The following is a 22,732-nucleotide window of genomic DNA, read 5'->3' as shown; positions in this document are numbered from 1 at the left end:
GATGACGGAGAACCCATCCGGGCCGGACGACTACTACGGCATCCGCATCGCCGCCGGAGAAAACCTGGTCGACAGGTTCCCGCAAGTCGCCGTCCGCGCCCGGCTCTACCGGCTGGAAGACGACGGCGCTTCAGACCTGGCCCGCCGGAAACGGGCCGCCAAGGACAGTGCCGCCAACAGCAGGATGGCGATTGCGGCCATCGAAAAGCGGCAGGCCGGGAATGGAAAGTACCCGCCCATGGACCAGGAAAAAGCTGACCGCATGATCGCAGGCCATCGGAAGCGGATTGCCGAGCATGAGCAGGGCCTCAAACCCGCGGGGCCAGACGTCAACGTCGTCGCACCGGTGGCACGCAGGGTTGCACGTGAAGACCGCCGCCGAGCCAGGAAGCAGCGGGACTGACGACACAGGGGCTCTTCTCCCACGGATCGTCAGCGCCCGGTGCCACCATCGAAGTATGAGCGCTCCAACGGTGGATGCAGCAATTTGCGATCTCATGGACTGGGCCTGGAACTCGGTCGAGGAACTCCTCAAAAGACATGGGCTCCTCGGGGACGGTCTGGTCGTTGAGGACTACACCGGCATGATGTCCTGGCTTGAAGGACCGACCCGGTACACCGTGGTGCATTCCACCGTGATTGCCATCCTGTTCATGGACACCACCCCGGTCGATGCCATCGCGTTCCGCCGCGACCTCCTCGGTTCCGCTGACCCGAAGGTGTTCTTCGGCGCCTGATTCTTTCCGAGCGATGAGCCCGGAACGTGACGCCGCACACATTAGTGGCATCAGATCCATCGGCACCATCGGAAGGTCCGGGCCATGACACTCGAACACACAGAACTCAGCACCCTGGTCAGCACCGCGGACCTTGCTGACCTCAGCTCCCTCGCCGCGGTCGTTCACGACGCGACGGCCCGGATCAAGGAATACCACCCGGCCTACAGCTGGAAGTGGACCGATGAGATCGTCTGTCGTGGCTGCGGCGACTCCCTGGAGATCCCGTTCCTGACCAGCACCAAACCTGTCGCGGACCGGGTGTTCGCAGACCACCAGCAGTTCCATCTCCAGCACATGCTCAACGACGACCAGCGGTACGACGCCTAAGCGGCCGCCGCCGGGACACATGTCCCTTTGGCAGTCCGGCATCGGCGCCCGGACTCTATACTGGGTCCGGCTGCGCTGGGCAGCGCAAATACAGTCGTGTGGATTGGGGCCGATATGGGATTCAGGGTACGGAAGTCGTTCAAGATCGCACCGGGCGTCAGGATGACGGTCACTCCGAAGAGCCTTGGCCTGAGCGCCGGTGTCAAAGGCGCCAGGATCTCGACGAACACTTCCGGCCGCGTGACCCGGACCCTGAGCGTCCCCGGCACCGGAATCTCGCACGTCTCTTCCACCACCAGCCGGTCCGGAAACCGGACGCCGGCCCGCACTGGTGCCCGTTCCGCAGCGATTGCTGCCCCGGCCGTCTCGCCTAAAGCCCCGGTCCCCGGCCTTTTCGCACCCAAATGGGAGAAGGAACTCCACAAGGCCCTCATCGCCAAGCCGGACGCCACCGAACTGGCCCGCATCGGATCCCAGTTTGAGCAGGCCCGCCCCCTGGCGGCCCTCTTCGAGGTTGTCCGCGGCGCCATCCCCTCCGGCGACAACCACCGCGCCGTCGAGCTGATCGGATGGCTGTTCGGTACCGGGTACGACCCGGCCAAGGACGCCTTCGTCACCAAGTACCTCCCGGACCATGGCTTCCGCCTGGCCATCGCCGACGGCATCGAAGTGTCCCTGCCCCTGGACCGGGACTACATCGGTCTCATGCTCGCCGAACTCCAGCAGGACGCCGGTGACCTCGCGTCCGCCGTCGACGTCGTCGAGCAGCTGGAGCCGAGCACCGTCACCGCCGTGTCCCTGGCTGAACTGTATGCGGAGCTGGAACGCTGGGACGAGGTAGTGGACCTGACTGATGGCCTCACCAACGAGGACGAGGCGGCCACGTACCTGCTAATCCAGCGCGGCATCGCCTTCCGTGAGCAGGATTTTTTCGACGCCGCCCGCGAATCGTTCAAGGAGGCCTTGCGGATCCGGTCCCGCCCGGCCGAACTCCGCCAGCGTGCCCTGATCGAACGTGGCCTCACGTACTTGAGCGAAGGCAAACGCGCGATGGCCCGGAAAGACTTCGAAAAGGTCCTCTCCGAGAACAGCGCCTACCCCGGCCTGCGCGAGCACCTCGCCAACTTCCAGGACTAGGGCACCACCCGTTTGTCTGCCCTGCCACCGGGTCTTCGGCCTCCGCTGCTGCTGGCGGCGGCTAAAGCCGTGAAAGCCATTCCAAAGCCCGGTGCGATGCCGGGCGGGGCAATTTACGAGCCCAAGTGGGACGGCTTCAGGATTATCATCGCCACCGAGGATCACGGGGCCAGCATCTGGTCCCGTCAAGGCAGCGACCTCACCCGGTACTTCCCAGACCTGATCGCGGCCGCGGAAGACCAGATCCCTCCCGGCTGCATTGTAGACGGCGAAGCGGTCATCTGGACGGGCGGCCGGCTCGACTTCAACGCCCTCCAGCGCCGGATGGTGACCTCCAAGGCTGCGATGGAAGGCGTCGCCCGGGAGCTGCCCGCGTCCTTTGCTGCCTTCGATGTCCTTGCCGTCGCCGGCCACGACACCCGACGGATTCCGCTGCGCGACCGACGGACGCTGCTGGAAGAACTGACCGGCGGGTGGTCGCCACCGCTGAACCTCTCCCCCGCAACAACCGACCCCGTCCTGGCAGCGACCTGGTTCGAGGAAATGCCGGTCACCGGAATTGAGGGCCTGGTCATCAAGGGTGGCGCCCAGTCCTATGAGGGCGGTGTCAGGCAGTGGCTAAAGGTCAAGCACCGGGACCAGATTGACGCTGTGTGCGCGGCCGTCATCGGTCGGCGGGACCGGCCCTCCGCTGTGGTGATCGGATTGCCCATCAACGGCAGGCTCTGGATCGCCGGCCGGTCATCGCCCCTGTCCGCACCCAACGCCAAGGCCTTGGCCGCACACCTGCACATCCCTCGCGAGAACCACCCCTGGCCCGAGGTGATCACCCCAGGAATCCTGGACCGGTTCACCAAGGACAAGGACCCGATCCGCCTGACCCGGGTCGAACCCATCGTGGTGGAAGTCTCCGCGGACGTCGCATGGTCGGGACACTCATTCCGGCACCCGGTGCGGTATCTCCGCGTCCGCCCCGAACTTGACCCCGGCGCGGTTGAGCTGCCGCACCATCTGAAGCGCGGATAGCGGCAGGGAAAACCGGCTGCCGTACACATTGCCGACACCCGACCCGACTAAGGAGTCCCATGCCGATTCGCCAACACCCCCTGCTGCGCTACTACGCCGAGGCTTTGGACCACATCTCTCTCGCCTCCCTCGCGGGCTACAACTTCCCGCCGAAAAAGGAACTGATGTTGGCCTTCCACGCGGCGGTGGCGGCACTGCCGCCCATTCCGACCGGTGAGGATGGCCGGCACGACGAGATCCGGGGCGCCCTCGAAGCGGTCGCCTGGGGTGGCCGCCCGGACCGTGGGTCTTTCAGGACGCAGGCTCGATGGGCTGCCGGGCGCCTGGCCGACTACACCGCCAAACTCGCTACCATGGGCACCGAGATTCCGGCGCAGGTTGTGCCCGGGTCCGTGCTGCACTACTTCTCCGACGGCGTCGGCGACCAGGAGCGCTACGGGCTGGGTCACCGGCGCATCCTGGAGGTCACCGACTTTGGGATCACATTCCAGGTGGCCGATGGCGTCCATATCGGCGCTGTCGGGCAGTACACAGGAAGCGGTGACCCGGAGCATCTTGCCGAATACCTGCAGCCAGCCCAGGACTGCGGACCGGACTGCTGCCAGCAGCAGTAACTGGCCGCCGGGAAGTGCCAACGGCTGTGCCGTACACATTACTGCCATGACTCTCCTGTTCAGCAAGTCCGATCCGCGCGCCCCGATGCTCCTCGCCGTCTACGAAGGAACCGTCACTGTGGAGCCGGTTCCCGGGTTCAACACCTGGCACTCCTCCGCCGGGCCCCTCAATGACCACGCCCTGGACGAGCTGCTGAACGACAACCACATCGCCCCTGCCCCCGGCATCGGCGGCTCACCGGCCGCGGTGACCATTACCGGCACGGGCGAAGCACTCCTCATCATCCTGTACGGCATCACACCCAAGCCGTTCGTCCCCAAGGACGAGGTCCCGGAAGCGCCGCATGTTGTAGCTGGTGTGATGACGGATAAGCGGGCCAACGCCCTCTACGACGTCCGCCAGGGCTACGTCACTGCTGTTGGCACCGGGAAAACGGGCAAGACGAAATGGGCCTCCACCTCCCACGACCTGCCGACCGTTTCTCTTGACTGGCTGCTGGCCAACGGCCTCATCACCCACGCACCCGTGACGGCCGGCGGCAGCTCCACGGTCACGACAACGCCTCTCGGGGATGAGATCCTCTGGACGGCCGCGGGCGTGCCGCCGCTGGCCGTCACCCAAGTTTCCTTCGGGCTGTACGGGGAAGTCGACAAGGTACTGACTGCCGCCGGCGCCGGGAATGTCCGGAACATGCCTGTCATCGGCACCGACACCCCGCTGGTCCACATCCAGAGCTACGGGCCGCAGGACGAGGCGAAGGTCCTGAACGCCGCCGGCAAAGCTCTTCTGGAGCACGGCGGTTTCGACGTCAGGGTCGGCCGCGACGGCGCCGCGATCGTCCTGATCGTCAACGCCAACCCCACGGCCGCGCCAAGGGCCAACGTCTCCGACACCCACATCACCGATGTTCTGACCGCGTCCGGCTACTAGCCGGGGAGCGTCCCGCCAGGCTCCGCACACATCACAGCCATGACCGAACCAGTGAACACCCAGCCCGCCGGCACCCGCACTTTCCAGGCCTTCATCAGCGTCATCGCCGAGCCCCACCGGCGCCGTACCGTTGTGATGCTGAACGATGACGCCATGAAACTTCCCCTCAGCGACGTGGAGATCGCCCTTGGACCGGACGAGCTCTTCCTGGTGACCAGCGGCAATGGCGAAACCAGCTATTACGACGACCTGGACGCTGCCTGGTGGTCCGCCCGTCGCGCCGGTTGTGAGAGCACTCCCGACGCCATCCGGATCCTCAGCCCGCTGGAAAAAGACGGTATCAAGGTCTGGAACCTGACCCCCGTCCACCAGCGCGCCGTATCGGTGACCCGATGACCACCACTGCCGCCGAGTTCGACGACGCCCATCGCGGCTACGGCGAGCCCATCTCCGTCAATGACGCCGACGGCCGCATCTACGAGCAGGAGACGTGCCGCTGCGGGATGCCCCTCGGCATGCACCTGTCCCTGGAAGCCCACCGGGCCCAGGAGCTCGAACAGTACGTCCAGGTACGCAATGCGGAGGCGGCCGGCCACAACCACACCGCGGTCCTGACCCGGGTCCTTGCCCAGATCGCCGACCTCGACCGTGAGATGAACGCCTTCGACTCCATCCCAATACACATCCACGCCATCCTGGACCAGATCGGCACCGAAGGGGCCATCGACGCCGGGCTTCCCTACCCACGGGAAGACGCTGCGGCGGCTTTTGCCTGATGACCGGAGTGGAGGACTCCGCACACATAAGTCCTATGAGCGATTCAACAGCCCCCGAGCCACGCATCACTTCCTCCGAGTTCGACAACCTGATCGAGTCCACCGAAAAGACCTTCAACGGCTGGATGGAAAGGTTGACCAAGAACGGTCCGGCTGATGTCACGGCCGCCTCCGAGGTGGCTGCCGCATCGGCAAGGTACAACCACCTCGTCGCCATCAAGCGCGGCTACCTGACGCGCTAACGACGGTGAGCGTCCTGGCCGATGCCACACACATAGGTGCCATGACCACCATCGAAGCCTTCACCCAGATCACGCCCGGGCAGTCCGTCCGCAACATCATCCAGTCCGGCGCTCCGGCCTTTCTCAGTCCGGAGGCCGCTGCCGTTGATCTCCCTGACGGCCAGGAAATTGTTCGCGTCCGCCTGGACTTCAGCCGCTGCACCCGTTTCGTCCTGCTGACCCCGGCGGGAACGGAGAACTTCGATGAGTTTGCGGACGCAGTCGACGCTGCCCACAAACATGGCCTGCCCGCGGGCCGCAGTATCGAAGGTCTCGTCATCACCCACACCGCCGACGCTACGACCTTCAATGTCCTGCCGCTCACCGCCTTCGTCATCCAGTACGACCCGGCGCCCCGCGGCTCCCTCTCCGTGACCTCCCCCGAATAGGACTCCCATGAACGCCGCACTTGTCTTCAAGACCAAAAAACCCCAGCTGATCGCCGACTACCTCGCCAAGCGTGAAAAGGTCGTGTCCGACTGGCAGGCGAAGGTAGATGCCTTCAAGGCGTCCATCGGCGGCCGCGAAGTTTTCGGCACATCCTTCTTCGACGGCGGCTGGGCGGTCGCCGGCTACCGGGCCGCGAAGTACGGCGAGGAGCTGCCCGCAGGCTGGCGCTTCGATGGAGCCAGACTCGACGTTGTCCCCGCCAAGCGCACCCCTGAAGGTAAGGGTCACGTCGCCACGCTGGCTGGCCTTCGGCTTCCCGGCAACACCTTCCCCGGCTGCCCGGACATTCTCTTCGCGGAAGGATTCGGCATCTTCCCACGGGTTGAGACCGTCGGCGGCGACCATTTCCTGACCCTGTCCAGAGTTCCTCTGGAGGACCAGTCCAAGCGGATCGACCAGGACATCTGGGAGCAAGTGAAGCTCTCCGAATTCCACGCAGCCCTCGAAGCGGAAACCGAAACCGCGCAGGCCGCCTGATCCGGCGACACCACCCGCACAAAGAAAGCGCTCACCAATGCCCCAGACAGAAGACCATGCCCTCGCAGTCCTGAACGACTGGTTCGCCGGAAAAGGCTCCAGCGTCGCAGGTTCCACCGCCGACGCGTGGAACATCACCTCCTACCGGGACGCCTTCCTTTTCAGCTCCGGAGGCGGGCGCCGGTCCAATACCCTGTACGTCGTCCTCGGCCGGTCAGTGTGCCAGTTCGCGGCGAGTACAGGCTCCTTGGAGGACGCGTACCGGTCGATCGGCGGCACGCAATGATTCCGGCTCAGGTGCTCACGGCAGCCACCGACGAATTCCTGCGCCTGGACCGCAAGCCCTGCGAATGCCGGCGGTCCCCTTTCGATAAGCACACCGTCAACCCTCCCTGCCAAACACGGCGCCATACCACCGATCAGATCCGCCGTGCGCTTGAAGCCGCGGCCCCGCTGCTGTTCGCCCCGGTCATTGCCCTCATGGAGGACCCGGAACACTACGAAAGCCGCGGCCCGCACGACGGCTACGTCAGCGTCGAAAACCTCCGCCTGGTCATCAGCGCGGAGTGACCGCAGGGACCAAGGCCCGGTGAGCGATACCGGACACGCCCCACACATGAAGGCCATGGCTACCTTCACGAACCCGCACGTCCTTGCCCACCCCGTCCAGCACCGCATCACCCTGATCGAGTCAGCCGAGGATGTGGAGTACTTCGCCGGTGTGTGCCAGCGGAGTACTGAGGGCGCCGGTAACTTCGCCGCAGGCGTCTCCGAGCCCGGCCCTGCTTTTGGCTACTATCTCATCGAGGAGCTCAACGCTGACGGCGTGCCCTCCGGTCAGTTCAAGCTCATGAACGCCGATGCGTTCGCTGGCCGGTTCAACGAAGTCGGCGACCCTGGCCTGGAGTATGGCTACCGGGCAGTCGGCGCTCCGAACGTCTTTCATCATCCCTCCAGCCCGACCATCAATGATGCCCGCCGAGGTCTCCGGAACCTGCAAGGACTGCATCCGCTGGGCAACTTCGAGATCGTTTCCCGCCCCACCGGCTCCCGCGACGAATGGACTGTGGCCGGCCGCTAGGCTGCCGCGGACACGGAGAACATCATGACCGACCAGACCACCCCGGAACCCGAGCAGCATTTTGCAGCAGGCGGGTACAAATGCACGTGCGGGTTCGACGCACTGGCCGCCACCTACTACCGGCACAAGCCCGGCCACGACTACGTTCGGGAGCTCAACAGCCATTTCGACTGGGAGAGGGCACCTGCCGAGGATGCACGGAAGGACGCACTCCGGAAACAGTTCAACGGCGCCAAGGCCAGCATCGAGGACCGGAGCCTGCCCGGCGTCCGCTTCGGCTTCGGAGGAATCACCTTCGTCGTGGATGAAGTCAGGATGAGCGTCGAAGCGTTCGAAGCCCTCGCGGCGGTGGCAGTCCGGAACGTCGAAGACGAGTACGCCCTCAACTACGAGCGGCACTGAACCCGGCAGTCGCCACCCTGCCGCGCCCAACCAAGGAGACCACGTGACCACGAAACCCATTGCACCGCTAATATTCAAAGCCCTCCCGGAGAACGCCCGCCCCACTTCAGAAGCCTGGGTCGAGTGCTTCAACACCGGACTGGACGAGAGCGCCCTGACCCCATTGACGGAGGAATTCGACCATCCCCGGAACATGGCGGCCGATGTAGTCATCGTCGCCGGCCTGTTCCCCCTCTGCGTCGGAATGATGCTCTACTGCCTCAGCTCTCTAACCGGTATCAGCTTCAATTCCGGGCCTAATACTGACTTCCGTATTCCGGATGTGGTGCTGCTATCGATCCTCCCAGGCGTGGGCGTTGCCGCGCTGGGCTCGGCCTGGGCTGTCTTCCTGAAATCCACCAAGAACCGGAGGGCCAAGGCATGGAAACAGGCCCTCAGCGATGCCTGGCTGGCCCACGGCGGTCAGATCATCGCACTGAAGGACGTCCCGAAGTCTGTCCGGGAAGAAGTCACCGACGACCTTTGCAAGCTTGACGAGATCCGGCGCGGCCTGAACCGGCTCGACCCGGACGGTGACGAGCTCGACGACGCAAGGGACGCCATCGTGCGCTACATCGAAGCTTCGGATATTCCCCTCCTGGGGAAGCGCGCCGCCGCTGCCACCCACATCAAAGACCCCGCCGTCCGGCAGGCCGCCAAAGAATACGAACAGGCGGTGCAGGCCCAGGGCTTCACCCGGAAGCGCGTCGACCTTGCACTGGGGGCAGCATGGGACCTGCTTGACTCCCGCCGCCAGGAACGGACGGACGCCGACATTATCAAGCTGGTCCACGAGCGATGACGGTCTACGTCGACAATATGAGAATGCCGGCCACCGTCGGGCGCATCCGCGCCAACTGGTCGCATCTGACAGCAGACACCACTGAGGAGCTGGTCGAGTTCGCCGACCGGCTCGGGCTCAAGCGGTCCTGGATCCAGAATCCTGGTCACGCCTGGAAAGAACACTTCGACGTCACCGACACGAAGCGTGAACTCGCAATCCGGCTGGGTGCCCAACCCGTCACCCTGCAAGAAGCCTGCGCCCTGTGGGCTGCGAAGCGCGAAGCAGCCCGGGCAGCCTAAGCCGTGGCGCCGCACACATGAGCCACATGACAGAACCAACATCGTCCAAGACTGCGTTCGCCCCCGCCTGGCCCTACGTCTACAAGGTGCCTCGCCGCTGGCAGGTCATCGCCCCTTTCGAGCGCGTCAGTGTATTCAACCGCGGCCTCACGGCCGAGCAGCTCAAGCCGCTCACGGAAGAATTTCGACCCGCCGCTTCCCGGCTCCTCAAAGCGGCTGCCTATGCGCTCATTAGCTCCGGTGTTTTCCAGTTATTGCTCGTGCTGGTGACACTGTCCCTGGACGCAATCTTCTCAGTGGTCGAGGTCAGCGAAAGCACCGAACAGCGGGTGATTACGTCCCTCATCGCTGTGTTCAACGCCGCTCCCCAAGTGATCCACTGGGCGTCGGCGGTTGCCCTTGTCCTGCTGATCGCGTGCGGTGTGCAGTACCTGATCGCCTGGGCAAAGTGGCGCACATCGGTCATCGCAGCGTGGAACCGCCACAAAGGCCGGATCGTGCCCACCAGGGGACTCCCGGGTGAGCGGCGTGAGAAAGTCAACGCCCTCGGTAGCCGGCTCGAATCGGCCATGCCGGCTTTGGACGCGCTCAACCTGGCCCATTGCCACCTTGTCGCGGACGCCACCGACGCCATTTTCCGGTACATCGATCTGCCGGTCCTCAGTGAGGAGCGCCGCCGGGTGGCCCAATCGGATGTACAGAACGAGTCAGTACAGAAGGTCCGGGACGAGTATGAGACCGCGGTGGCCGCCGCGAAGGCTGCCCTGGAACACGCGGAGGATGCCGTCGCTGCCATCGAGGCGGCCACCGGACAGGTCCGGGACGACGCCGCAGATCAGCACATCATCGGCCTCGCGGAAAACATCCTTCGAGAGCCGACTTCCTGATGGCCGATAACAGCTTCACTCCCCGGGACCTTCTTGTCGGGCACCTGGCCGCACTCATCCCGGCACTGCCACAGTGGGTGTATGAGGCAGCCTCCGACGGGCTCCTCGGCCTCGGGTGGCGCCCGGCACCCGAGGGCTTCCGTCACCGAGGAGATCCTCACCGAGCACTCCTTCATGGAGCACGGTGACGGTGACGGCTGGAACGAACCCCGCAGCCACGAATACTCCTGTTCCTGTGACCAAGCCCAATATGGCCAATGGATGCAGAGGGACCCGGAGATGACCGGACTGAGCGTGTTCCTTAAAGAAGGCCGCCACGACGCCATGGCGCTCCATCACGCCCATGTGGCTGGACTCCTTCTTGCCGCTGGCGGAGGAGTCGCCTAGCCGGTGAGGGTTGATCGTTATGCCCCACACATGAGGGGCATGAACCCTTCTGGTGGTAACCCCTATGATCCCGCGGTCCGCTCCCTTGCTGGAGACCTCCTCGGCTACCTCCGACTGCCCGGCGGGACGATGCCGAGCGAGTTCAACTACAGCATTTTCGAGCTTTGGGCGAAAGCCGATGACATCAACAAAGAAAAGATCGCCGCGGGGTGGCCCTTCGTTGCTTTCGTTCTGCGAACCCACGACACCGACGGCGAAGACGGCCTGCGCCGCATCGCCGGAAACTAAGGAAGAAACCATGATTCACATCTTGTTCAAGCGCGCCTGGCCTACGTTGCTGGTCCTTTCTCTCCTGTCGTTCCTTGCGGGCATCTGGACCTCTGAGATGCTCTCAGAACGCTTCTACCTCAGCGGCTGGTGCTCCATCATCTTCAGCTTCCTCGTTCTGCTGCTGTCTGCAGTGACCCGCGGTCAGGCCCCCAGTATCGGACGCAAGAGCGGAGACAACAATGAACACTAACCCCGCGCTTCCCGAGATCACCCCGCTGGAGGAACGAGCCGTCCGCCGGTTCGAACACGACCGCGACTTCCACCTCCGCTGCTATGTCCGGGCGAAGCAACTGGAAGGCCTCCTCCCAGAGGTGCCCGGTGACTACTCCAGCGACCTCGGCATTCGCCTGCAGCACGCCATGCGGGAGCTTCAGACTGTCGACGAGGCGATCCATGACGATAACGCCATCGTCCGCGGCGCCCGGTACATCGGCGGCTCCCTTCTTGGCCTGCCCTACGATCTGGCATCCGTCCCGGAGCAGGAAGGCCTCAAGGCTGCCGCCCGCCGGGTCCTGGCCGCCGTTGAAGGCACCACAGATGGATGATCTGCTGCACCTCCTGAACAGTTTCATCGCCTCCGATCCCCGTCTCGGCATCTGGCGGCGCTACCCGGACATCAGTGAAGCAGAGGACGACCACACGGACAGCTGGGCCTGTGAGGAAGTCAGCGCCGAGTTCGCAGCCTTCGCCCGCGACCTGGGCTGGGACGCCGCAGTCGTTCACGGCGTGGACCCGGAAGCACCGCTCGCGTTCGACCACGCCTGGGTCCGGCTGACCCGAGACGGCGACGTCACGGACGTGGACTGGACCGCGCGGCAGTACCACAACCTGTTCATCCCTGACGGGCACGACCAGACAGTCCTGGACCTGCCGTGGCCACTGGCCTGGGACAAGGGTGTCGTCGGCATCAATGCCCACCTGATCGTCGGCGAATTCGCCGCAGTCACGAAGGAAGGCCAATAGTGGTCTACGCAGACATCGAGTCCCCTGAGCCCGTCGAAGCCACCCACTGGCTGTGGACACCCGGGGATCACTGGCATGCCATGCCCGAAACCGACATGGATGAATGGGCAGCTTCCAAGCGGATCACCGCGACCCGGTGGATGAAACGCCCCATCGACAAGGTCCCTGAGACCGGCTGGATCCACTACCGCGGCACGGACAACACCCCGCAGGCACGTCGGTTCTCCTACACGCCGGCGAAGCAGCACAGTCTCGACCTCCGGAAGACCCTCGGCGCGGTCCTGAACTACAACGACGAAGCCGTGGCCGCCGTGCTGGAGGATTTCGTCCTGGTGCCCAGGTCCTTCCTGCCGATTGCCGAGCTCGTCGACGACGTCGGGACGGTCCAGGCCGGCTCGGCGGTCTACCCCGTCACGATGGATACCGACCTGCTGCGCATGATGGCCGGCGCGCAACTGGCTGTCGCCGACTTCATCGATGGGCTCGGGGAGGAGAAGCGATGACGGCGGTACTGGATTTCATTGACGCCGCCGCGGTGGTCCTTGCCGGGCACGCCACCTACACGTGGAACAAGTCCGCAACCCGCATCCGCTGCGACGGGGCCGGCTGCGGAACCATTGTGGACGCCGACAATGAGGACGTGGCGATCATCCTTTTCGCCCGCCACCAGGCCGAGCAGCTGCCGGAACCGCAGGTCCCCTCAGTGGCCGTCCTCCCGGCTCCCGATCCGGTGCGGGACGTGCCGGACATACCCGAGACCATCGCGCCCGAACCAGTTACTCCCACGGACGACCCGCAGCACGAACCCGACCTTCCCGAACTTGAACCCGCAGGAGAACCCATGGAAACCGCCGTCGAGACCCTCCCCGAAGTGCCGACGAAAGTTCGCCGCGACACCAAAGCACTCACCGCCACCATCGCGGTGCTCAAGAAGGGTGACCGGGTCACTGCCGGGTTCAACCACCCGCGCTACGGCAGGTTCACCGTCCTGGGCACCGTCCTCAAGGGCGGCAGCGGGCTGGACCGCAACCAGCTCATTGTCGGCGGCTGGTACATCAACCTCAACGAGCGGGCCGCCAAATACCTGTGCGAGCTGAACATCATTGAAACCGCCGGAAACCACGAATTCGAGATCCCCAAGCCGTCCGAACTGACCGAGCACGTGGGTATCGGCAACTGAGCGTGGCCGCCGAGACCAGCAACCCGTACGGTGTCCGGCCCGGGCAGGTCTGGGTGGACCAGGACAAGCGTGCCGGCGGCCGCCGGGTCACCATCCTGACGGTGGGCGAGACGCACGCCACGGTGAAGAGCGTCCTGAGGACGAAGGTCCGGCTCACCCGGTTCCGCCCCACCAGCACCGGCTACCGACTGCTGCAGGACAAGCCGTGAGCAGACACCGCTACGACCGGCAGCGGGTCCTGGCCAACGAGCTGCGCCGGCTCAAACTTGCCCGCCAGCGGCCATGGGTCATCGGGCCGTACTACCGGGACGAGCTCTCGGCCATGCTCGACATCCCAATGGGCGACCCGCAGCACATAGAGGCAGGAAGGATCGCCGCCGAACGCTGGGCCAGGCGCCGGTCATAAGACGGGGCGGACAGGCTTCTGTTCAGCCGACGTAGTGTCCGTAATCGCAGATGTCGTTGCCCTGCCTGATCACGTGGCCTTCTCTGCATACCAGCTGGGGTGCCCTGGGCTTACCGCGCAGGGCATCGAGTGTGTCCTTGAGGCCCTGGCCTGCAGCCCGGCCGGCGTCCTGTACCGGCTCCCACCGGCCTTGCGGTGGCGGCGTCGTCGTGGTCTCGCGGGGTGGCGATGGCTTTCCCTTCAACCTGTCCCAAACAGACATTTCTATCCCTTTCCATTCGGCCCCAGCAGTAGCCGGATACTACGCCTCCGGTCAGTTATTGAGAACAGGGTGAGGGTGCCGGACGCCTCCGCACACATGATCCCAAAGACCACCGCCGTCCCTGATCTGAAGGATGATCCTCCGATGACTTCCGAGTACACACCCCGACAGCGTGCACTGGAGCGCATTTCCCGCTCCATCTCCGAACACCAAGCCGTCAAGCGTGAAGACGCTGTCGGCTCCACCTGCAGGAACCGGGGCTGCCAGGGCGTAATCTTCCTGAATCTCAACGACAGGTACAACCACCAGGCCGTCGTGATCGCCAACGACCTTCAAGCAGACCTGGACTGGTACCTCCAGATCCTCCGCGAAGACGCCGAAGAGGACGGCCGGGAAATAACCGACGAGGCACTGGCCAGCGCACGTGCCGAATACCTCGTCCTCGCCCCGGCCGCCGCATCCGATCCGGCCGAATCCGGAAAGGACAACTGATGACTACCGCCCTCCTCGCCGAAGCTCTCTACGAGCACTGGCGTTCCAGCAGATACGAACTCAAGCGCCAGCCGGTCTTCGCCGACCAGGCCACCGCCCTCGAGCCCGTCATCGACTCGACCGTGGAGCAGGCAGTGGCCGACGCCTTCATCTCGGCCGCCAATGGTGCCCGGTTCCGTGTTGACATCGGCAAGGAAGGCGGCCAGGAAGAGACTGAATACCTTCTGCTCTGTTCCCACTACGCCCCTGCGGGCGACTGGGACGAGAAAGCGCAGGCGTCCGCTCCACAGCCCCTGGCAAACTGCGACGCCCGGGTGGCTCCCGCCCTGGACGCGTTCCGCCTCGTCATGGACCGCGAAGGTGCGCTCACCTCGATCAAGCCTGTCCACATGGCCATGATCGAAGCTCTCACTGCGGCCGATGCAGTATCCATTCCCACGCGATCCGCCATGGAGGCTGCCGAAGCTGACTCCGACGCCTTCGCTGCGCGCCGTGAAACCATGTTGCACCGCCTGCGCGAACGATATTCACCTGTTCCTCCCAGCTCGTGGAGCACCGAACCGACAGAGGCCTCATCCGAGCCGCCCGAGGACCCCCACTTCACCCGGTTCCTCCCGGGCGCAAAGGAACCAAAATGACCGAGTTCATCGAAGCACGCGAAGGCATGCCGTTCCAGCTGGACGGCAAAGAGAGCACCATCACCCGTGGGCCCCGTGGCCTTTACCTTGATGTCACGAATGGGTTCTCGAAGGCCATCGCGCTTGGGGAGATCGTCGCGAAAGAGTGGGAGGTCGTCCGTCCCTACCCGACTGACGCCTTCAACGACGAGATCGATCCGGGCGTATCCGCTGTTCTCATCAAGCGTCCCACGCGCTACCGCACCGCACTGGCAGCCCGTGCGTTCATCAAGGGAAGAGACCTGCACGAGGAAGCCGGTCCCGTCGGCCTCCGGGCCCTGTTCCGCTCGTTCGGCGGCACGGTCATCCAGCCAGGTGGCCTCTCCGACCGCGACGCGGAACGCTTCCCTGGACGGACCGCCCGGATCCATGGCCCCGGCGACATTACGATCTTCCTCCAAGACGGTGAGGATCAGGCCTGCCGCAACGAACTCATGGCCCTGGTCATCGCTGTGCAGGAACTGCGCTGGGAAACGTACGAGGACTGCTACTACCAGGGCTCTCTCGACCTCTCACTCGGCGATGCCCGCAACACCCACCCGGTCGCGCATTTCTTCGCAGCCATGCTGCTCGTCCCACAGGACTATGCAGCCCGGGCGGTCGACATCCCCTCGGCGGAATCTGTGGGTGCCGAGCTGAAGGTCGAGCCGGCCACCGTCCAGGACGCACACCAACTCTGGAACGCGATCACCAACCCCGAGCAGCCGCGGTCATGAACGAGCGCACTGACGCCGCGGCCACTGACGGGAACCAGCCATCGGAAGGCACGGGAAAAGACGCCCCATGGGGTGATCTGGGGTTCCTTGCCGAACAGTTCACCGCCCGTGCCGCCGCCCATGACGGGGTCGCGGACCGATTGGCGACCGAGGACAGCGACCAGGCCCTGATTGATTCCGGAATCGCCGCCGGCTACCGCGGCGCCGCCGAGCTGGCCGCCAAGCATCAGGCTTCCACCGCAGCCACACTGACCGCCCGTGCCGCGGCCGTCAAGACCATCGCCTCGGTCCTGGACCAGTGGGAAAACGGTGCCCTGGTGAACAGAGGCGGATACACCGGCATCGTCTGGGTTGAACCGCTCTGGCCGCTCCCGCCGCGCGCGGAGGAGATCCGGGCTGCTCTCCAGGTTCTGCGGTCGGGACTGGCTTCCGGCAAAGAAGCCGACCGTGGCTAGATCCCCGCGGCTGACACGCAACGAACTGCTCATGCGGGTCAGCAGTGAAATGACCGTCCTTGCCGCCATCACGCCGACCAACCCGATGGACATGACGGCCCTGGTCCGGAACGCGAAAGATACCGAGGTCCGGCTCGGCCGGCTTGCCCATGTCGTCTCGGCCATGGTTCCCAGCCACAACTTCGGCGGCATCGAGGAAGCCAACAACCAGTACCGTGAATACCTGGCCGAGTTCCACCCGTCCGGCGACAAGGAGACGACCTCTTGAGGACCGCCGACTGGAGGGTCTCCGCGGTCCCAGAGATACGGTCCATCCTGATCGACGAGAAGATGGAAGCCCCTACTCAAACCCTGCGCAGAGTCTCCGACTTCCCGGAGCACGAGCAGGCATCAGCAGCCGCCAGTATCCGGGACACGATCGCCGTGGAGTCCCGGTTCTGCAAGGCGCTGGGAGCCGGCGACATGTTCTGGGTCTCGGAAGACATGGTCGCCCTTGCCCTGGACGCAGCAGCAGACCTCCCGGAATTCAACCCGGCTTTCGATTTGCCGTCCCGCTGCGGATTCATGGTCCTGGAAAAGCCGCTGCCGGGAGTAAGCACCTGGGTGTTCGACGAAAACTTCGACCAGGTCGAGACCGAGCTCGGAGTGGAGGTCATCACCTGGGTCGACCACGGAACAGAAATGCGCATCGAGTCCTACTGCCGCAGTACCGGAATCCCGAAGGCACAGGGGTTTCTGGAGCCGGTCTGGTACGAGAATGGTGTACCTGACGGCGTGTACGACTTCAGTGGCGCAGACGCCGAAGAAGGCACCGTCAAGCTGATGTCGTTCCTGGCTGCAGCGGCGCTGCTTATGTCCAGCCCTGGCGTAGCCGACCGCAGTACCGTGGCACCTAAGACGAAGGCCGCGCGCAAGGACGCCAAGAAAAGCCGCTCCGCTAACGTCACGGTCATCGACCTGCATACACCAAAGCACGTCTCTACCGGTGACGTCGACGAGACCGGCCGGACCTACACGCACCGGTGGATGGTCCGCGGCCACTGGAGGAATCAGCCCCATGGCCCAAACCGGTCAAAGCGCAGCGTCCGGTGGATACCCTTCTACATCAAGGGACCGGCCGGCCTGCCGCTGAAGGAGACCGAACGGGTGTGGGCCTGGCGCCGGTGAGCGTGCCGGGCTGCTCCGCACACATGAGGCGCATGGTTACCAAGAAGCGCAATGCCGAAGATCACGCCCTCAAGATGTTCAAGATCGACACCTCCGACCACATGATGGAGGTCCCCCTCGACCAGGGGCTCTACCGCCACTTGCGCTTCCGCAAACCCGGTACCGGCCTGTACTGGTACGACATCATCACTGCCCCGGGCCAGCTGACGTTCCGCGGCGACATGGGCACCTACGTGTTCTCCCGCAGCGAGGACATGCTCGCCTTCTTCGAAAACAGCGGCGGCCGCATCAATCCGACTTATTGGGCGGAAAAGCTTCAGGCCCAGGACGTCCACAGTCCCGCCCGTGAGTACTCCCGGGACGTTTTCGTCCGGTACGTGATCGAGGACTTCTGGAACAGCCGGGAGAACCTGGACAACGCCGTCGACGTCTGGCGTGAAATCCGCGAAGAGCTCCTCGACGAGTACGGCCCGTCCGGTGACAAGTCCCTGGCGATCAGCGCCGCCATGGAGTTTCGCCACGGCGGCTTCGAGTTCTACGACGTCACCGACTGGCGACTGACCGCCTTCAGCCACCACTTCCTCTACTCCCTGCACGCGATCGTGGACGGCATCCGCCAGTACCGCGAGCACGCCACGTCCCTCCAGCTTGCCGAGGCGGCGTGATGACACTCCGCACTGAGATCGAAGCCCTGCTCGCCGAGCTCGACCATTTCGCCTACCGAGGCGCCCCGCTGGACGTCGCCGTTGAAAAGCTCCAGGAAATCCTGGTCAAGACCGCGCCCCGCGTCCTGACCACGGTCGAGGAGCTCGACTCCGAGGAGGCTTCCAAAGCACTTGGCCTCGTCCCAGACGACGGCTCCGGCATGATCGCGTTCTATGGCCGCACACCGGACGGCCGCAACGAGTGGGCCGCCACGGGCACCACCGATTTCTACACGTCCTCCGAGCTGCTCGCCCGCTTCGCCAATCTCGGCGTCGAACCGCGTTTCACCGTGATCGAGGGCTGAGCCGTGGCTGACTTCATCACCTACCGGGAGATCCGCGATTACACCATCCGGCTGCCCCGCAACGACCACGAGGCCGACGAGATGTACGGCGAAGGTGACCGCCAGGACGTGAAGGTGATCTCCCGCGAGGAGGTCAACCGCCGGCACGAGCCCGACTACGCCTGGGACTGCGACCTGGACGCCGAGCTGTACTTCCTCCTGAAAGACGGTGACCGGATCTTCTCGAGCCGCAGCCACGACGCCGTCGTGGACCACGCGGCGTCCCTCGGCGAGGACGTATCCCAGGTCTTCCGGTTCCGGGACCTCGAGGATCCGGACAACTCCTGGCGGATCAAAGCAGCGAACATAGCCACACGGGGGCAGGGCGCATGAGTGCCGCCGATGCCAGCGAACCGGATCTGCCACGGGCCCGCCGTATGGTCGCCATCTTCTGGATCTTCACCGTCTTGTACGTCGCGCTCATCGTCGCCATCCTCGTGACCCGAGGCGTGTTTGGACTGATCTTCGTAGTCGTCCTGTTCTGGTCGTGGATCTTCCGAGGCTGGCCGGACACGAAACCACATTTCAAGGTGCTGCGCGAGGACCGCGAGGCACGCCGGTCACAGAACCAGCAAGCCGAACCGGAAGTAGCGAAATGACCACTGTGATGCCAAGCGAAGCCCTTGACGCCGCGAAAGAAGCGATGCGCGAAGTCACCGCGCCGCCCGGCGTGAGCAAAGCCGACTGGCTCGCCGAACACAGGACGTGGGCGCTGTTCGCCGGTGCCATCGCCGCGGCCGCCCCGCACATCGCAGCCCAGGCCCTCACTGACGCAGCTACCGACCTGCAGGAATCCGTCGACGTCATCCGGGTCCGTTCCCATGATGCAGGGATCGACAACAACGACACGCTTCACGCCATGACCACCGATGTGGGATGGCTCCGCCACCGCGCCGAAGCCATCCGAGACTCTTCGACGAGAATGAGGAACCCATGACCTACACCCCGATGCCCGCACACCTCGACCAGCAGCTGCAGGCCGTCGTCCGGGAGATTAGCAGCCCCCAGGCCGACGCCGGCAACACCGTCTTCGTGATCCGCGAGGCACTCGCCCAGGCATACGCCATCGGGCACAAGGACGCACACAACCAGGCGATGAGCCACCAGTGGATCACGAACAACCTCAAGGAAACCTTCGACGAGCGGAGCGTCGCGCTGAAAGACGCCCTGGCCGCGGCCACGACCCAGCCGAAGGAAACCCCCGATGCCTGAGCACATCACCGTCCGCGAAACCATCGAGTACACCGTCCAGCTTGAAGGCTGGGAGAACGGCCACTTCAGTCACCTCAGCCACCATGACGCGAACAACACCAAGACTGTCCTCCGGGAGATCATTGGCCTCCGGCACGAGCCTGACTACTTGATCGGTCTGGATGCCGAAAGGCAGGTGCACATCCTGTTCGCCGACGGCGCCGAGGTGTTCGCAAGCCGAAGTCATGACGAGGTCATCGCTCACTTCCGTGAACGATCCGGGTACACCGGGCACCTCGCACTGTTCGACGATCTGGTCGACACCGACAAATCCTGGGGTGACCTCTGAGATGAGGGAGGTGACCGACGCCTACCCCGACCTCATCGGCGCACGCCTCGACATGGCCGCACTCACCGGCCAACTCGAAAACTGCGCGTCGCCGCACGCCGGGGCGGCAGCGGACCTGAATGACTTGGTCAGGCACATCACCCAGGGTCACCTGCCGGACACCTTTATAGACTCGGCCCGGGCCGTCACCAGCGCGGGCGACGCAGACACCCGTGCGTTCTTCCTGTCCCTCGGTATCCGCGACGAACATGCCGGATCGGGGATGCCGGACCTGTTGTCGAGAGTGCGTGAGGTCCTGCCCATCCCCGGGCAGAGTGAGCCCCTGCTCCGCACACATCACCGGTATGGAAACCACCTACGGTCACGTCAACACCCTCGAGATGTTCTTCTCCTACGGACCTGACGGCAAGCTCAAGTTCGAGCCGTTCAACAACGCTTACGGCGCCGTCCACCCCGATGCCGGGCCGGGCACCGGCATCAACGACGTCGAACTCGTCCTCAACGACGGCGAGTTCTTCCAGGTTCACGGCTTCTACCGCGCCAGCGACAGCGGAAACTTCCTCAACTACCGCGACGCCTACCGGAAGGCCCGCGGCGGCGGGGAGCAAGGAAGTCTCGCCGACATCGTCATCGTCGCACCGGCCGAATCCACGAAAGTGACCGCAGTGGACGCTGACGGCACGGAAGTCGTCATGGGCTACAACACGCAATGGCGGACCATTTCCCTGTCCCGCCGGGTCCGCTTCCCCAACCGTCCGGCCACCAATCCGGACGCCTGAGCTGCCACCCGCGGTGACCCGAAACACGCGCCGTCCGCTGGGCGAGTCGATGGCCTGCACATAAGCTTTGGGGGTCGGGTTTCCGGCCGCACCCGAAGGAGAGCCCTTGACCGCCGCAGAAGTCACGACGCCCAGCCAGAGTGAAGTTCTCCAGGCCTGCGAGCTGGCCCTGGAACGGTACACCGCGGCCCGGCGGCAGTACACCCACCTGTACGTTGCCTCCCATGGCGGATCCGAGAACGCCGAGGCTATTGCAGCCGCTAGGCAAAAGGCGCTGGACCTGGCCGCCCGTCTTCGCCAAGCTGAAGACGGCGACCCCGTTGCGGTCCGACGCGAACTCGACGAGGAACGGGCCACTGAAGAGGAACGCGCACTCACCACCGACCGGTTCACGATCGCCGAACTCCACCGCGCGGCAGCTTCCCCGCCGACCACCTGGGGCTGGAAGCGCTAAACCGGCGCGGGTACAGTTACGGGGTTTCCGCACACATGAGGTGAAACCGGCCTCAATGACAAGGAACCCCCATGACCGCCAACATCATCGACCGATCCTTCGGCAAGCACCACCTGGACTGGCGCCTCACTGTCACCTCCCACGTACTCATCCCCGTCAGCGGCCAACCGGGACGCCCAAGCATTCTGCAGGCCGAGCTGGTGCACACCCCGCTGTCGAAGAACGCGGTGGCCCGTGTCAGCGTCCTCGCCGACGACTTCACGTGGACGGTCCTCCTGGACCTCCCCACTGAGTTGTGGTCTGCCGACCTGGACTCCTCCGCGGAGTGGAAAATCAACGAAGTCATGGATGCCTTCTCCACTGCCCTGCTGAACCGGGCCGAAGCGATCCTCAACCCGTGGGCATCCTGATGGCTGCACGCAAGCGACTCTTCGCCTGGAACGTCTACTCAGCTACAGCTCTCGCCATCGGACTGTCCGCCGCTGTTCACATAGCCATCGCGGGACCGTCGTCCTGGGTCTTCGTCACTCTGCTTGCCGCAGTCCTGTTCACCGACCTCGGGTTCACCCTCGCCGAACGCCGACGCAGGAAAGCAGCCGCCAAGTCGCCGGTGCCGACGATGATCCGCACCCCGCGAATTATCGAACTGGCCGCCGCTGAAGCACACCTCGCCGGTCTCCGGGCCTCGTACAAAGCCGGCCGCACCTCCGGGCACCCGGAGGACGCGCTATGGGACATTGAGGACGCCGAGAGGCGTGTCACCCGGCTCCGCGCCGGGACTGACTAGGGATCGGAGATCTTTGCGGCGCGGTCCGCACACATAAGGCGCATGAGAAACCCCCTCAACGTCCAGCCGCCCCGACCATCCGCAGATTTCGCCGTGCCGCTGCGCCACGGCGAATACTTCAGCGTCGAGGACACCCATGACCCGGACGACCCTGACCGCGAGGCCCCACGAAACTTCCTCATCTATCACCAGGCGTACCTCGCCGCGAAAGGCCTCGGCCCGAACGGCACCCTCGGCGACATTATCGTCATGGCCCCCGGCACGCCCCGGGAGGTCACCGCACTGAACAGCAACGGCTTTCCGGTCGTCATGGGCACCATCCCGACCTGGACCCCGGTGTCTTTGCTGGACCGCATTGTTCGGAAGGACGCCGATGGATAACCCGGCATTCTTCACAGTTCTCTGGCGCGCCGACGATCTGGACTGGGACCTCACCGACGCCGGCCTCTTCGGGTCCCTCCGGGCCGTGACCGACGAGGTCGAGAAGCGCCAGGCCAATACCGACGTTCCCGATCTGGAATTCGCCGCCGCCCTCGTCACCATGCTGGACCAGGACCCCTTCACCGGAACACCGCTGGGGCACCTCAACCCGCCCCGCGCCACCGGCTACTGCCTCGCGTCCCTCAGTGTGGCCGACTCCGAACGCCGGAGCCTCGACCACACGCTCCTGGATGACTTCGGTACGGCCCGCATGTTGGCCCAAGCTGCAAGGTCCCGGAACCGTGCCAGCGAGAACGACCGCGTCCTTGACGTCGTAGCGATCACCATTGTTGCAATCCAACCCGGTCAGGAGGCCTGA

At 64.7% G+C, this 22,732-nt stretch carries 49 protein-coding genes; 48 read left to right on the top strand and 1 reads right to left on the bottom strand.

Going from position 1 to position 22,732, the window contains the following annotated elements; genetic code table 11:
• Position 1 precedes the first annotated feature (1 nt).
• From ABIB45_RS03755 to ABIB45_RS03620, 28 genes are all read left to right on the top strand, one after another.
• A complete protein-coding gene (locus ABIB45_RS03755) occupies positions 2-403 on the top strand; it encodes a hypothetical protein (protein WP_354214596.1) in 402 nt (133 codons plus the stop codon).
• Positions 404-458: 55 nt separating this feature from the next.
• On the top strand, positions 459-737 hold the full coding sequence (locus ABIB45_RS03750) for a hypothetical protein (protein ID WP_354214595.1): 279 nt from the start codon (positions 459-461) through the stop codon (positions 735-737).
• 84 nt (positions 738-821) lie between these two features.
• Positions 822-1,106, top strand: coding sequence for a hypothetical protein (locus ABIB45_RS03745; RefSeq protein WP_354214594.1), 285 nt, complete (start codon positions 822-824; stop codon positions 1,104-1,106).
• A 114-nt stretch (positions 1,107-1,220) separates the two neighbouring features.
• Positions 1,221-2,243: a DUF4236 domain-containing protein gene (locus tag ABIB45_RS03740; protein WP_354214593.1), complete on the top strand. Its 1,023-nt coding sequence runs from the start codon at positions 1,221-1,223 to the stop codon at positions 2,241-2,243.
• Between the two features lie 69 nt (positions 2,244-2,312).
• On the top strand, positions 2,313-3,269 hold the full coding sequence (locus ABIB45_RS03735; RefSeq protein ID WP_354214592.1) for an ATP-dependent DNA ligase: 957 nt from the start codon (positions 2,313-2,315) through the stop codon (positions 3,267-3,269).
• A gap of 59 nt (positions 3,270-3,328) precedes the next feature.
• Positions 3,329-3,883: a hypothetical protein gene (locus tag ABIB45_RS03730; RefSeq protein ID WP_354214591.1), complete on the top strand. Its 555-nt coding sequence runs from the start codon at positions 3,329-3,331 to the stop codon at positions 3,881-3,883.
• Positions 3,884-3,929: 46 nt separating this feature from the next.
• Positions 3,930-4,814, top strand: a complete 885-nt coding sequence (locus tag ABIB45_RS03725) for a hypothetical protein (protein WP_354214590.1) — start codon at positions 3,930-3,932, stop codon at positions 4,812-4,814.
• 39 nt (positions 4,815-4,853) lie between these two features.
• Positions 4,854-5,210, top strand: coding sequence for a hypothetical protein (locus tag ABIB45_RS03720; protein ID WP_354214589.1), 357 nt, complete (start codon positions 4,854-4,856; stop codon positions 5,208-5,210).
• A complete protein-coding gene (locus ABIB45_RS03715) occupies positions 5,207-5,590 on the top strand; it encodes a hypothetical protein (protein WP_354214588.1) in 384 nt (127 codons plus the stop codon). The genes ABIB45_RS03720 and ABIB45_RS03715 overlap by 4 nt, the downstream gene beginning before the upstream one ends.
• A 35-nt stretch (positions 5,591-5,625) precedes the next feature.
• Positions 5,626-5,832 carry a hypothetical protein gene (locus ABIB45_RS03710; protein ID WP_354214587.1) on the top strand — a complete coding sequence of 69 codons (207 nt, stop codon included), beginning with the start codon at positions 5,626-5,628 and terminating at the stop codon, positions 5,830-5,832.
• Between the two features lie 41 nt (positions 5,833-5,873).
• Positions 5,874-6,260: a hypothetical protein gene (locus ABIB45_RS03705; protein WP_354214586.1), complete on the top strand. Its 387-nt coding sequence runs from the start codon at positions 5,874-5,876 to the stop codon at positions 6,258-6,260.
• Positions 6,261-6,267: 7 nt separating this feature from the next.
• Positions 6,268-6,798 carry a hypothetical protein gene (locus ABIB45_RS03700; RefSeq protein WP_354214585.1) on the top strand — a complete coding sequence of 177 codons (531 nt, stop codon included), beginning with the start codon at positions 6,268-6,270 and terminating at the stop codon, positions 6,796-6,798.
• 37 nt (positions 6,799-6,835) lie between these two features.
• A complete protein-coding gene (locus ABIB45_RS03695) occupies positions 6,836-7,084 on the top strand; it encodes a hypothetical protein (protein WP_354214584.1) in 249 nt (82 codons plus the stop codon).
• An 11-nt stretch (positions 7,085-7,095) separates the two neighbouring features.
• Positions 7,096-7,368 carry a hypothetical protein gene (locus ABIB45_RS03690; protein ID WP_354214583.1) on the top strand — a complete coding sequence of 91 codons (273 nt, stop codon included), beginning with the start codon at positions 7,096-7,098 and terminating at the stop codon, positions 7,366-7,368.
• Between the two features lie 55 nt (positions 7,369-7,423).
• Positions 7,424-7,879, top strand: coding sequence for a hypothetical protein (locus tag ABIB45_RS03685; RefSeq protein ID WP_354214582.1), 456 nt, complete (start codon positions 7,424-7,426; stop codon positions 7,877-7,879).
• A gap of 24 nt (positions 7,880-7,903) precedes the next feature.
• The gene (locus tag ABIB45_RS03680; RefSeq protein WP_354214581.1) at positions 7,904-8,281 is read left to right on the top strand and encodes a hypothetical protein; all 378 of its coding nucleotides are present in this window, start codon (positions 7,904-7,906) and stop codon (positions 8,279-8,281) included.
• A gap of 43 nt (positions 8,282-8,324) precedes the next feature.
• Positions 8,325-9,122, top strand: coding sequence for a hypothetical protein (locus ABIB45_RS03675; RefSeq protein WP_354214580.1), 798 nt, complete (start codon positions 8,325-8,327; stop codon positions 9,120-9,122).
• A complete protein-coding gene (locus tag ABIB45_RS03670) occupies positions 9,119-9,403 on the top strand; it encodes a DUF4031 domain-containing protein (protein WP_354214579.1) in 285 nt (94 codons plus the stop codon). Before ABIB45_RS03675 ends, ABIB45_RS03670 begins: the two co-directional genes overlap by 4 nt.
• Before the next feature lie 26 nt (positions 9,404-9,429).
• Positions 9,430-10,290 (top strand): hypothetical protein, encoded by an 861-nt coding sequence (locus ABIB45_RS03665; protein WP_354214578.1) that lies wholly within the window; start codon positions 9,430-9,432, stop codon positions 10,288-10,290.
• Between the two features lie 81 nt (positions 10,291-10,371).
• Positions 10,372-10,677, top strand: a complete 306-nt coding sequence (locus ABIB45_RS03660) for a hypothetical protein (RefSeq protein WP_354214577.1) — start codon at positions 10,372-10,374, stop codon at positions 10,675-10,677.
• Positions 10,678-10,716: 39 nt separating this feature from the next.
• Complete coding sequence (locus tag ABIB45_RS03655; RefSeq protein ID WP_354214576.1) at positions 10,717-10,965, top strand: hypothetical protein; 249 nt, start codon at positions 10,717-10,719, stop codon at positions 10,963-10,965.
• 10 nt (positions 10,966-10,975) lie between these two features.
• Positions 10,976-11,197 carry a hypothetical protein gene (locus tag ABIB45_RS03650; protein ID WP_354214575.1) on the top strand — a complete coding sequence of 74 codons (222 nt, stop codon included), beginning with the start codon at positions 10,976-10,978 and terminating at the stop codon, positions 11,195-11,197.
• A complete protein-coding gene (locus ABIB45_RS03645) occupies positions 11,187-11,552 on the top strand; it encodes an LIM domain-containing protein (RefSeq protein ID WP_354214574.1) in 366 nt (121 codons plus the stop codon). The genes ABIB45_RS03650 and ABIB45_RS03645 overlap by 11 nt, the downstream gene beginning before the upstream one ends.
• Positions 11,545-11,970, top strand: coding sequence for a hypothetical protein (locus ABIB45_RS03640; RefSeq protein ID WP_354214573.1), 426 nt, complete (start codon positions 11,545-11,547; stop codon positions 11,968-11,970). Before ABIB45_RS03645 ends, ABIB45_RS03640 begins: the two co-directional genes overlap by 8 nt.
• A complete protein-coding gene (locus tag ABIB45_RS03635) occupies positions 11,970-12,473 on the top strand; it encodes a hypothetical protein (protein ID WP_354214572.1) in 504 nt (167 codons plus the stop codon). Before ABIB45_RS03640 ends, ABIB45_RS03635 begins: the two co-directional genes overlap by 1 nt.
• Positions 12,470-13,150, top strand: a complete 681-nt coding sequence (locus ABIB45_RS03630; RefSeq protein ID WP_354214571.1) for a hypothetical protein — start codon at positions 12,470-12,472, stop codon at positions 13,148-13,150. The genes ABIB45_RS03635 and ABIB45_RS03630 overlap by 4 nt, the downstream gene beginning before the upstream one ends.
• Positions 13,151-13,152: 2 nt before the next feature.
• A complete protein-coding gene (locus ABIB45_RS03625; protein ID WP_354214570.1) occupies positions 13,153-13,359 on the top strand; it encodes a hypothetical protein in 207 nt (68 codons plus the stop codon).
• On the top strand, positions 13,356-13,556 hold the full coding sequence (locus ABIB45_RS03620; RefSeq protein WP_354214569.1) for a hypothetical protein: 201 nt from the start codon (positions 13,356-13,358) through the stop codon (positions 13,554-13,556). The genes ABIB45_RS03625 and ABIB45_RS03620 overlap by 4 nt, the downstream gene beginning before the upstream one ends.
• 22 nt (positions 13,557-13,578) lie before the next feature.
• Here the strand turns inward: ABIB45_RS03620 and ABIB45_RS03615 are convergent, their stop codons facing one another.
• The gene (locus ABIB45_RS03615) at positions 13,579-13,818 is read right to left on the bottom strand and encodes a hypothetical protein (RefSeq protein ID WP_354214568.1); all 240 of its coding nucleotides are present in this window, start codon (positions 13,816-13,818) and stop codon (positions 13,579-13,581) included.
• Positions 13,819-13,962: 144 nt separating this feature from the next.
• Here ABIB45_RS03615 and ABIB45_RS03610 point away from each other — a divergent pair, with 144 nt between their 5' ends.
• From ABIB45_RS03610 to ABIB45_RS03515, 20 genes are all read left to right on the top strand, one after another.
• Complete coding sequence (locus ABIB45_RS03610) at positions 13,963-14,310, top strand: hypothetical protein (protein ID WP_354214567.1); 348 nt, start codon at positions 13,963-13,965, stop codon at positions 14,308-14,310.
• Positions 14,310-14,948, top strand: a complete 639-nt coding sequence (locus ABIB45_RS03605) for a hypothetical protein (RefSeq protein WP_354214566.1) — start codon at positions 14,310-14,312, stop codon at positions 14,946-14,948. The genes ABIB45_RS03610 and ABIB45_RS03605 overlap by 1 nt, the downstream gene beginning before the upstream one ends.
• On the top strand, positions 14,945-15,703 hold the full coding sequence (locus tag ABIB45_RS03600) for a hypothetical protein (RefSeq protein WP_354214565.1): 759 nt from the start codon (positions 14,945-14,947) through the stop codon (positions 15,701-15,703). The genes ABIB45_RS03605 and ABIB45_RS03600 overlap by 4 nt, the downstream gene beginning before the upstream one ends.
• On the top strand, positions 15,700-16,158 hold the full coding sequence (locus ABIB45_RS03595) for a hypothetical protein (RefSeq protein ID WP_354214564.1): 459 nt from the start codon (positions 15,700-15,702) through the stop codon (positions 16,156-16,158). Before ABIB45_RS03600 ends, ABIB45_RS03595 begins: the two co-directional genes overlap by 4 nt.
• Positions 16,151-16,426 carry a hypothetical protein gene (locus tag ABIB45_RS03590; protein WP_354214563.1) on the top strand — a complete coding sequence of 92 codons (276 nt, stop codon included), beginning with the start codon at positions 16,151-16,153 and terminating at the stop codon, positions 16,424-16,426. Before ABIB45_RS03595 ends, ABIB45_RS03590 begins: the two co-directional genes overlap by 8 nt.
• Complete coding sequence (locus ABIB45_RS03585; protein WP_354214562.1) at positions 16,423-17,325, top strand: AcrVA2 family anti-CRISPR protein; 903 nt, start codon at positions 16,423-16,425, stop codon at positions 17,323-17,325. The genes ABIB45_RS03590 and ABIB45_RS03585 overlap by 4 nt, the downstream gene beginning before the upstream one ends.
• Before the next feature lie 32 nt (positions 17,326-17,357).
• Positions 17,358-17,990: a hypothetical protein gene (locus ABIB45_RS03580; RefSeq protein WP_354214561.1), complete on the top strand. Its 633-nt coding sequence runs from the start codon at positions 17,358-17,360 to the stop codon at positions 17,988-17,990.
• The gene (locus ABIB45_RS03575) at positions 17,990-18,334 is read left to right on the top strand and encodes a hypothetical protein (RefSeq protein WP_354214560.1); all 345 of its coding nucleotides are present in this window, start codon (positions 17,990-17,992) and stop codon (positions 18,332-18,334) included. The genes ABIB45_RS03580 and ABIB45_RS03575 overlap by 1 nt, the downstream gene beginning before the upstream one ends.
• Before the next feature lie 3 nt (positions 18,335-18,337).
• Positions 18,338-18,706, top strand: a complete 369-nt coding sequence (locus ABIB45_RS03570) for a hypothetical protein (RefSeq protein WP_354214559.1) — start codon at positions 18,338-18,340, stop codon at positions 18,704-18,706.
• Entirely contained in the window at positions 18,703-18,972 is a 270-nt protein-coding gene (locus tag ABIB45_RS03565) for a hypothetical protein (RefSeq protein WP_354214558.1), read from the top strand. The genes ABIB45_RS03570 and ABIB45_RS03565 overlap by 4 nt, the downstream gene beginning before the upstream one ends.
• Positions 18,969-19,310, top strand: coding sequence for a hypothetical protein (locus tag ABIB45_RS03560; protein WP_354214557.1), 342 nt, complete (start codon positions 18,969-18,971; stop codon positions 19,308-19,310). Before ABIB45_RS03565 ends, ABIB45_RS03560 begins: the two co-directional genes overlap by 4 nt.
• Positions 19,307-19,585 (top strand): hypothetical protein, encoded by a 279-nt coding sequence (locus ABIB45_RS03555; RefSeq protein ID WP_354214556.1) that lies wholly within the window; start codon positions 19,307-19,309, stop codon positions 19,583-19,585. Before ABIB45_RS03560 ends, ABIB45_RS03555 begins: the two co-directional genes overlap by 4 nt.
• Positions 19,578-19,913: a hypothetical protein gene (locus ABIB45_RS03550; protein ID WP_354214555.1), complete on the top strand. Its 336-nt coding sequence runs from the start codon at positions 19,578-19,580 to the stop codon at positions 19,911-19,913. The genes ABIB45_RS03555 and ABIB45_RS03550 overlap by 8 nt, the downstream gene beginning before the upstream one ends.
• 10 nt (positions 19,914-19,923) lie before the next feature.
• On the top strand, positions 19,924-20,316 hold the full coding sequence (locus ABIB45_RS03545; protein WP_354214554.1) for a hypothetical protein: 393 nt from the start codon (positions 19,924-19,926) through the stop codon (positions 20,314-20,316).
• On the top strand, positions 20,258-20,692 hold the full coding sequence (locus ABIB45_RS03540) for a hypothetical protein (protein WP_354214553.1): 435 nt from the start codon (positions 20,258-20,260) through the stop codon (positions 20,690-20,692). The genes ABIB45_RS03545 and ABIB45_RS03540 overlap by 59 nt, the downstream gene beginning before the upstream one ends.
• Positions 20,693-20,798: 106 nt before the next feature.
• Positions 20,799-21,146 (top strand): hypothetical protein, encoded by a 348-nt coding sequence (locus ABIB45_RS03535; protein WP_354214552.1) that lies wholly within the window; start codon positions 20,799-20,801, stop codon positions 21,144-21,146.
• 71 nt (positions 21,147-21,217) lie between these two features.
• Positions 21,218-21,556, top strand: a complete 339-nt coding sequence (locus tag ABIB45_RS03530; RefSeq protein WP_354214551.1) for a hypothetical protein — start codon at positions 21,218-21,220, stop codon at positions 21,554-21,556.
• A complete protein-coding gene (locus ABIB45_RS03525; RefSeq protein WP_354214550.1) occupies positions 21,556-21,933 on the top strand; it encodes a hypothetical protein in 378 nt (125 codons plus the stop codon). The genes ABIB45_RS03530 and ABIB45_RS03525 overlap by 1 nt, the downstream gene beginning before the upstream one ends.
• A gap of 42 nt (positions 21,934-21,975) precedes the next feature.
• On the top strand, positions 21,976-22,314 hold the full coding sequence (locus ABIB45_RS03520) for a hypothetical protein (RefSeq protein ID WP_354214549.1): 339 nt from the start codon (positions 21,976-21,978) through the stop codon (positions 22,312-22,314).
• Positions 22,307-22,732, top strand: a complete 426-nt coding sequence (locus tag ABIB45_RS03515) for a hypothetical protein (protein WP_354214548.1) — start codon at positions 22,307-22,309, stop codon at positions 22,730-22,732. The genes ABIB45_RS03520 and ABIB45_RS03515 overlap by 8 nt, the downstream gene beginning before the upstream one ends.

Origin of the sequence: Arthrobacter sp. UYCo732 (assembly GCF_040547265.1) — a bacterium.
In the GTDB taxonomy this organism is placed as follows: Bacteria; Actinomycetota; Actinomycetes; order Actinomycetales; family Micrococcaceae; genus Arthrobacter.
This window is presented reverse-complemented; position numbering and strand designations above follow the sequence as displayed.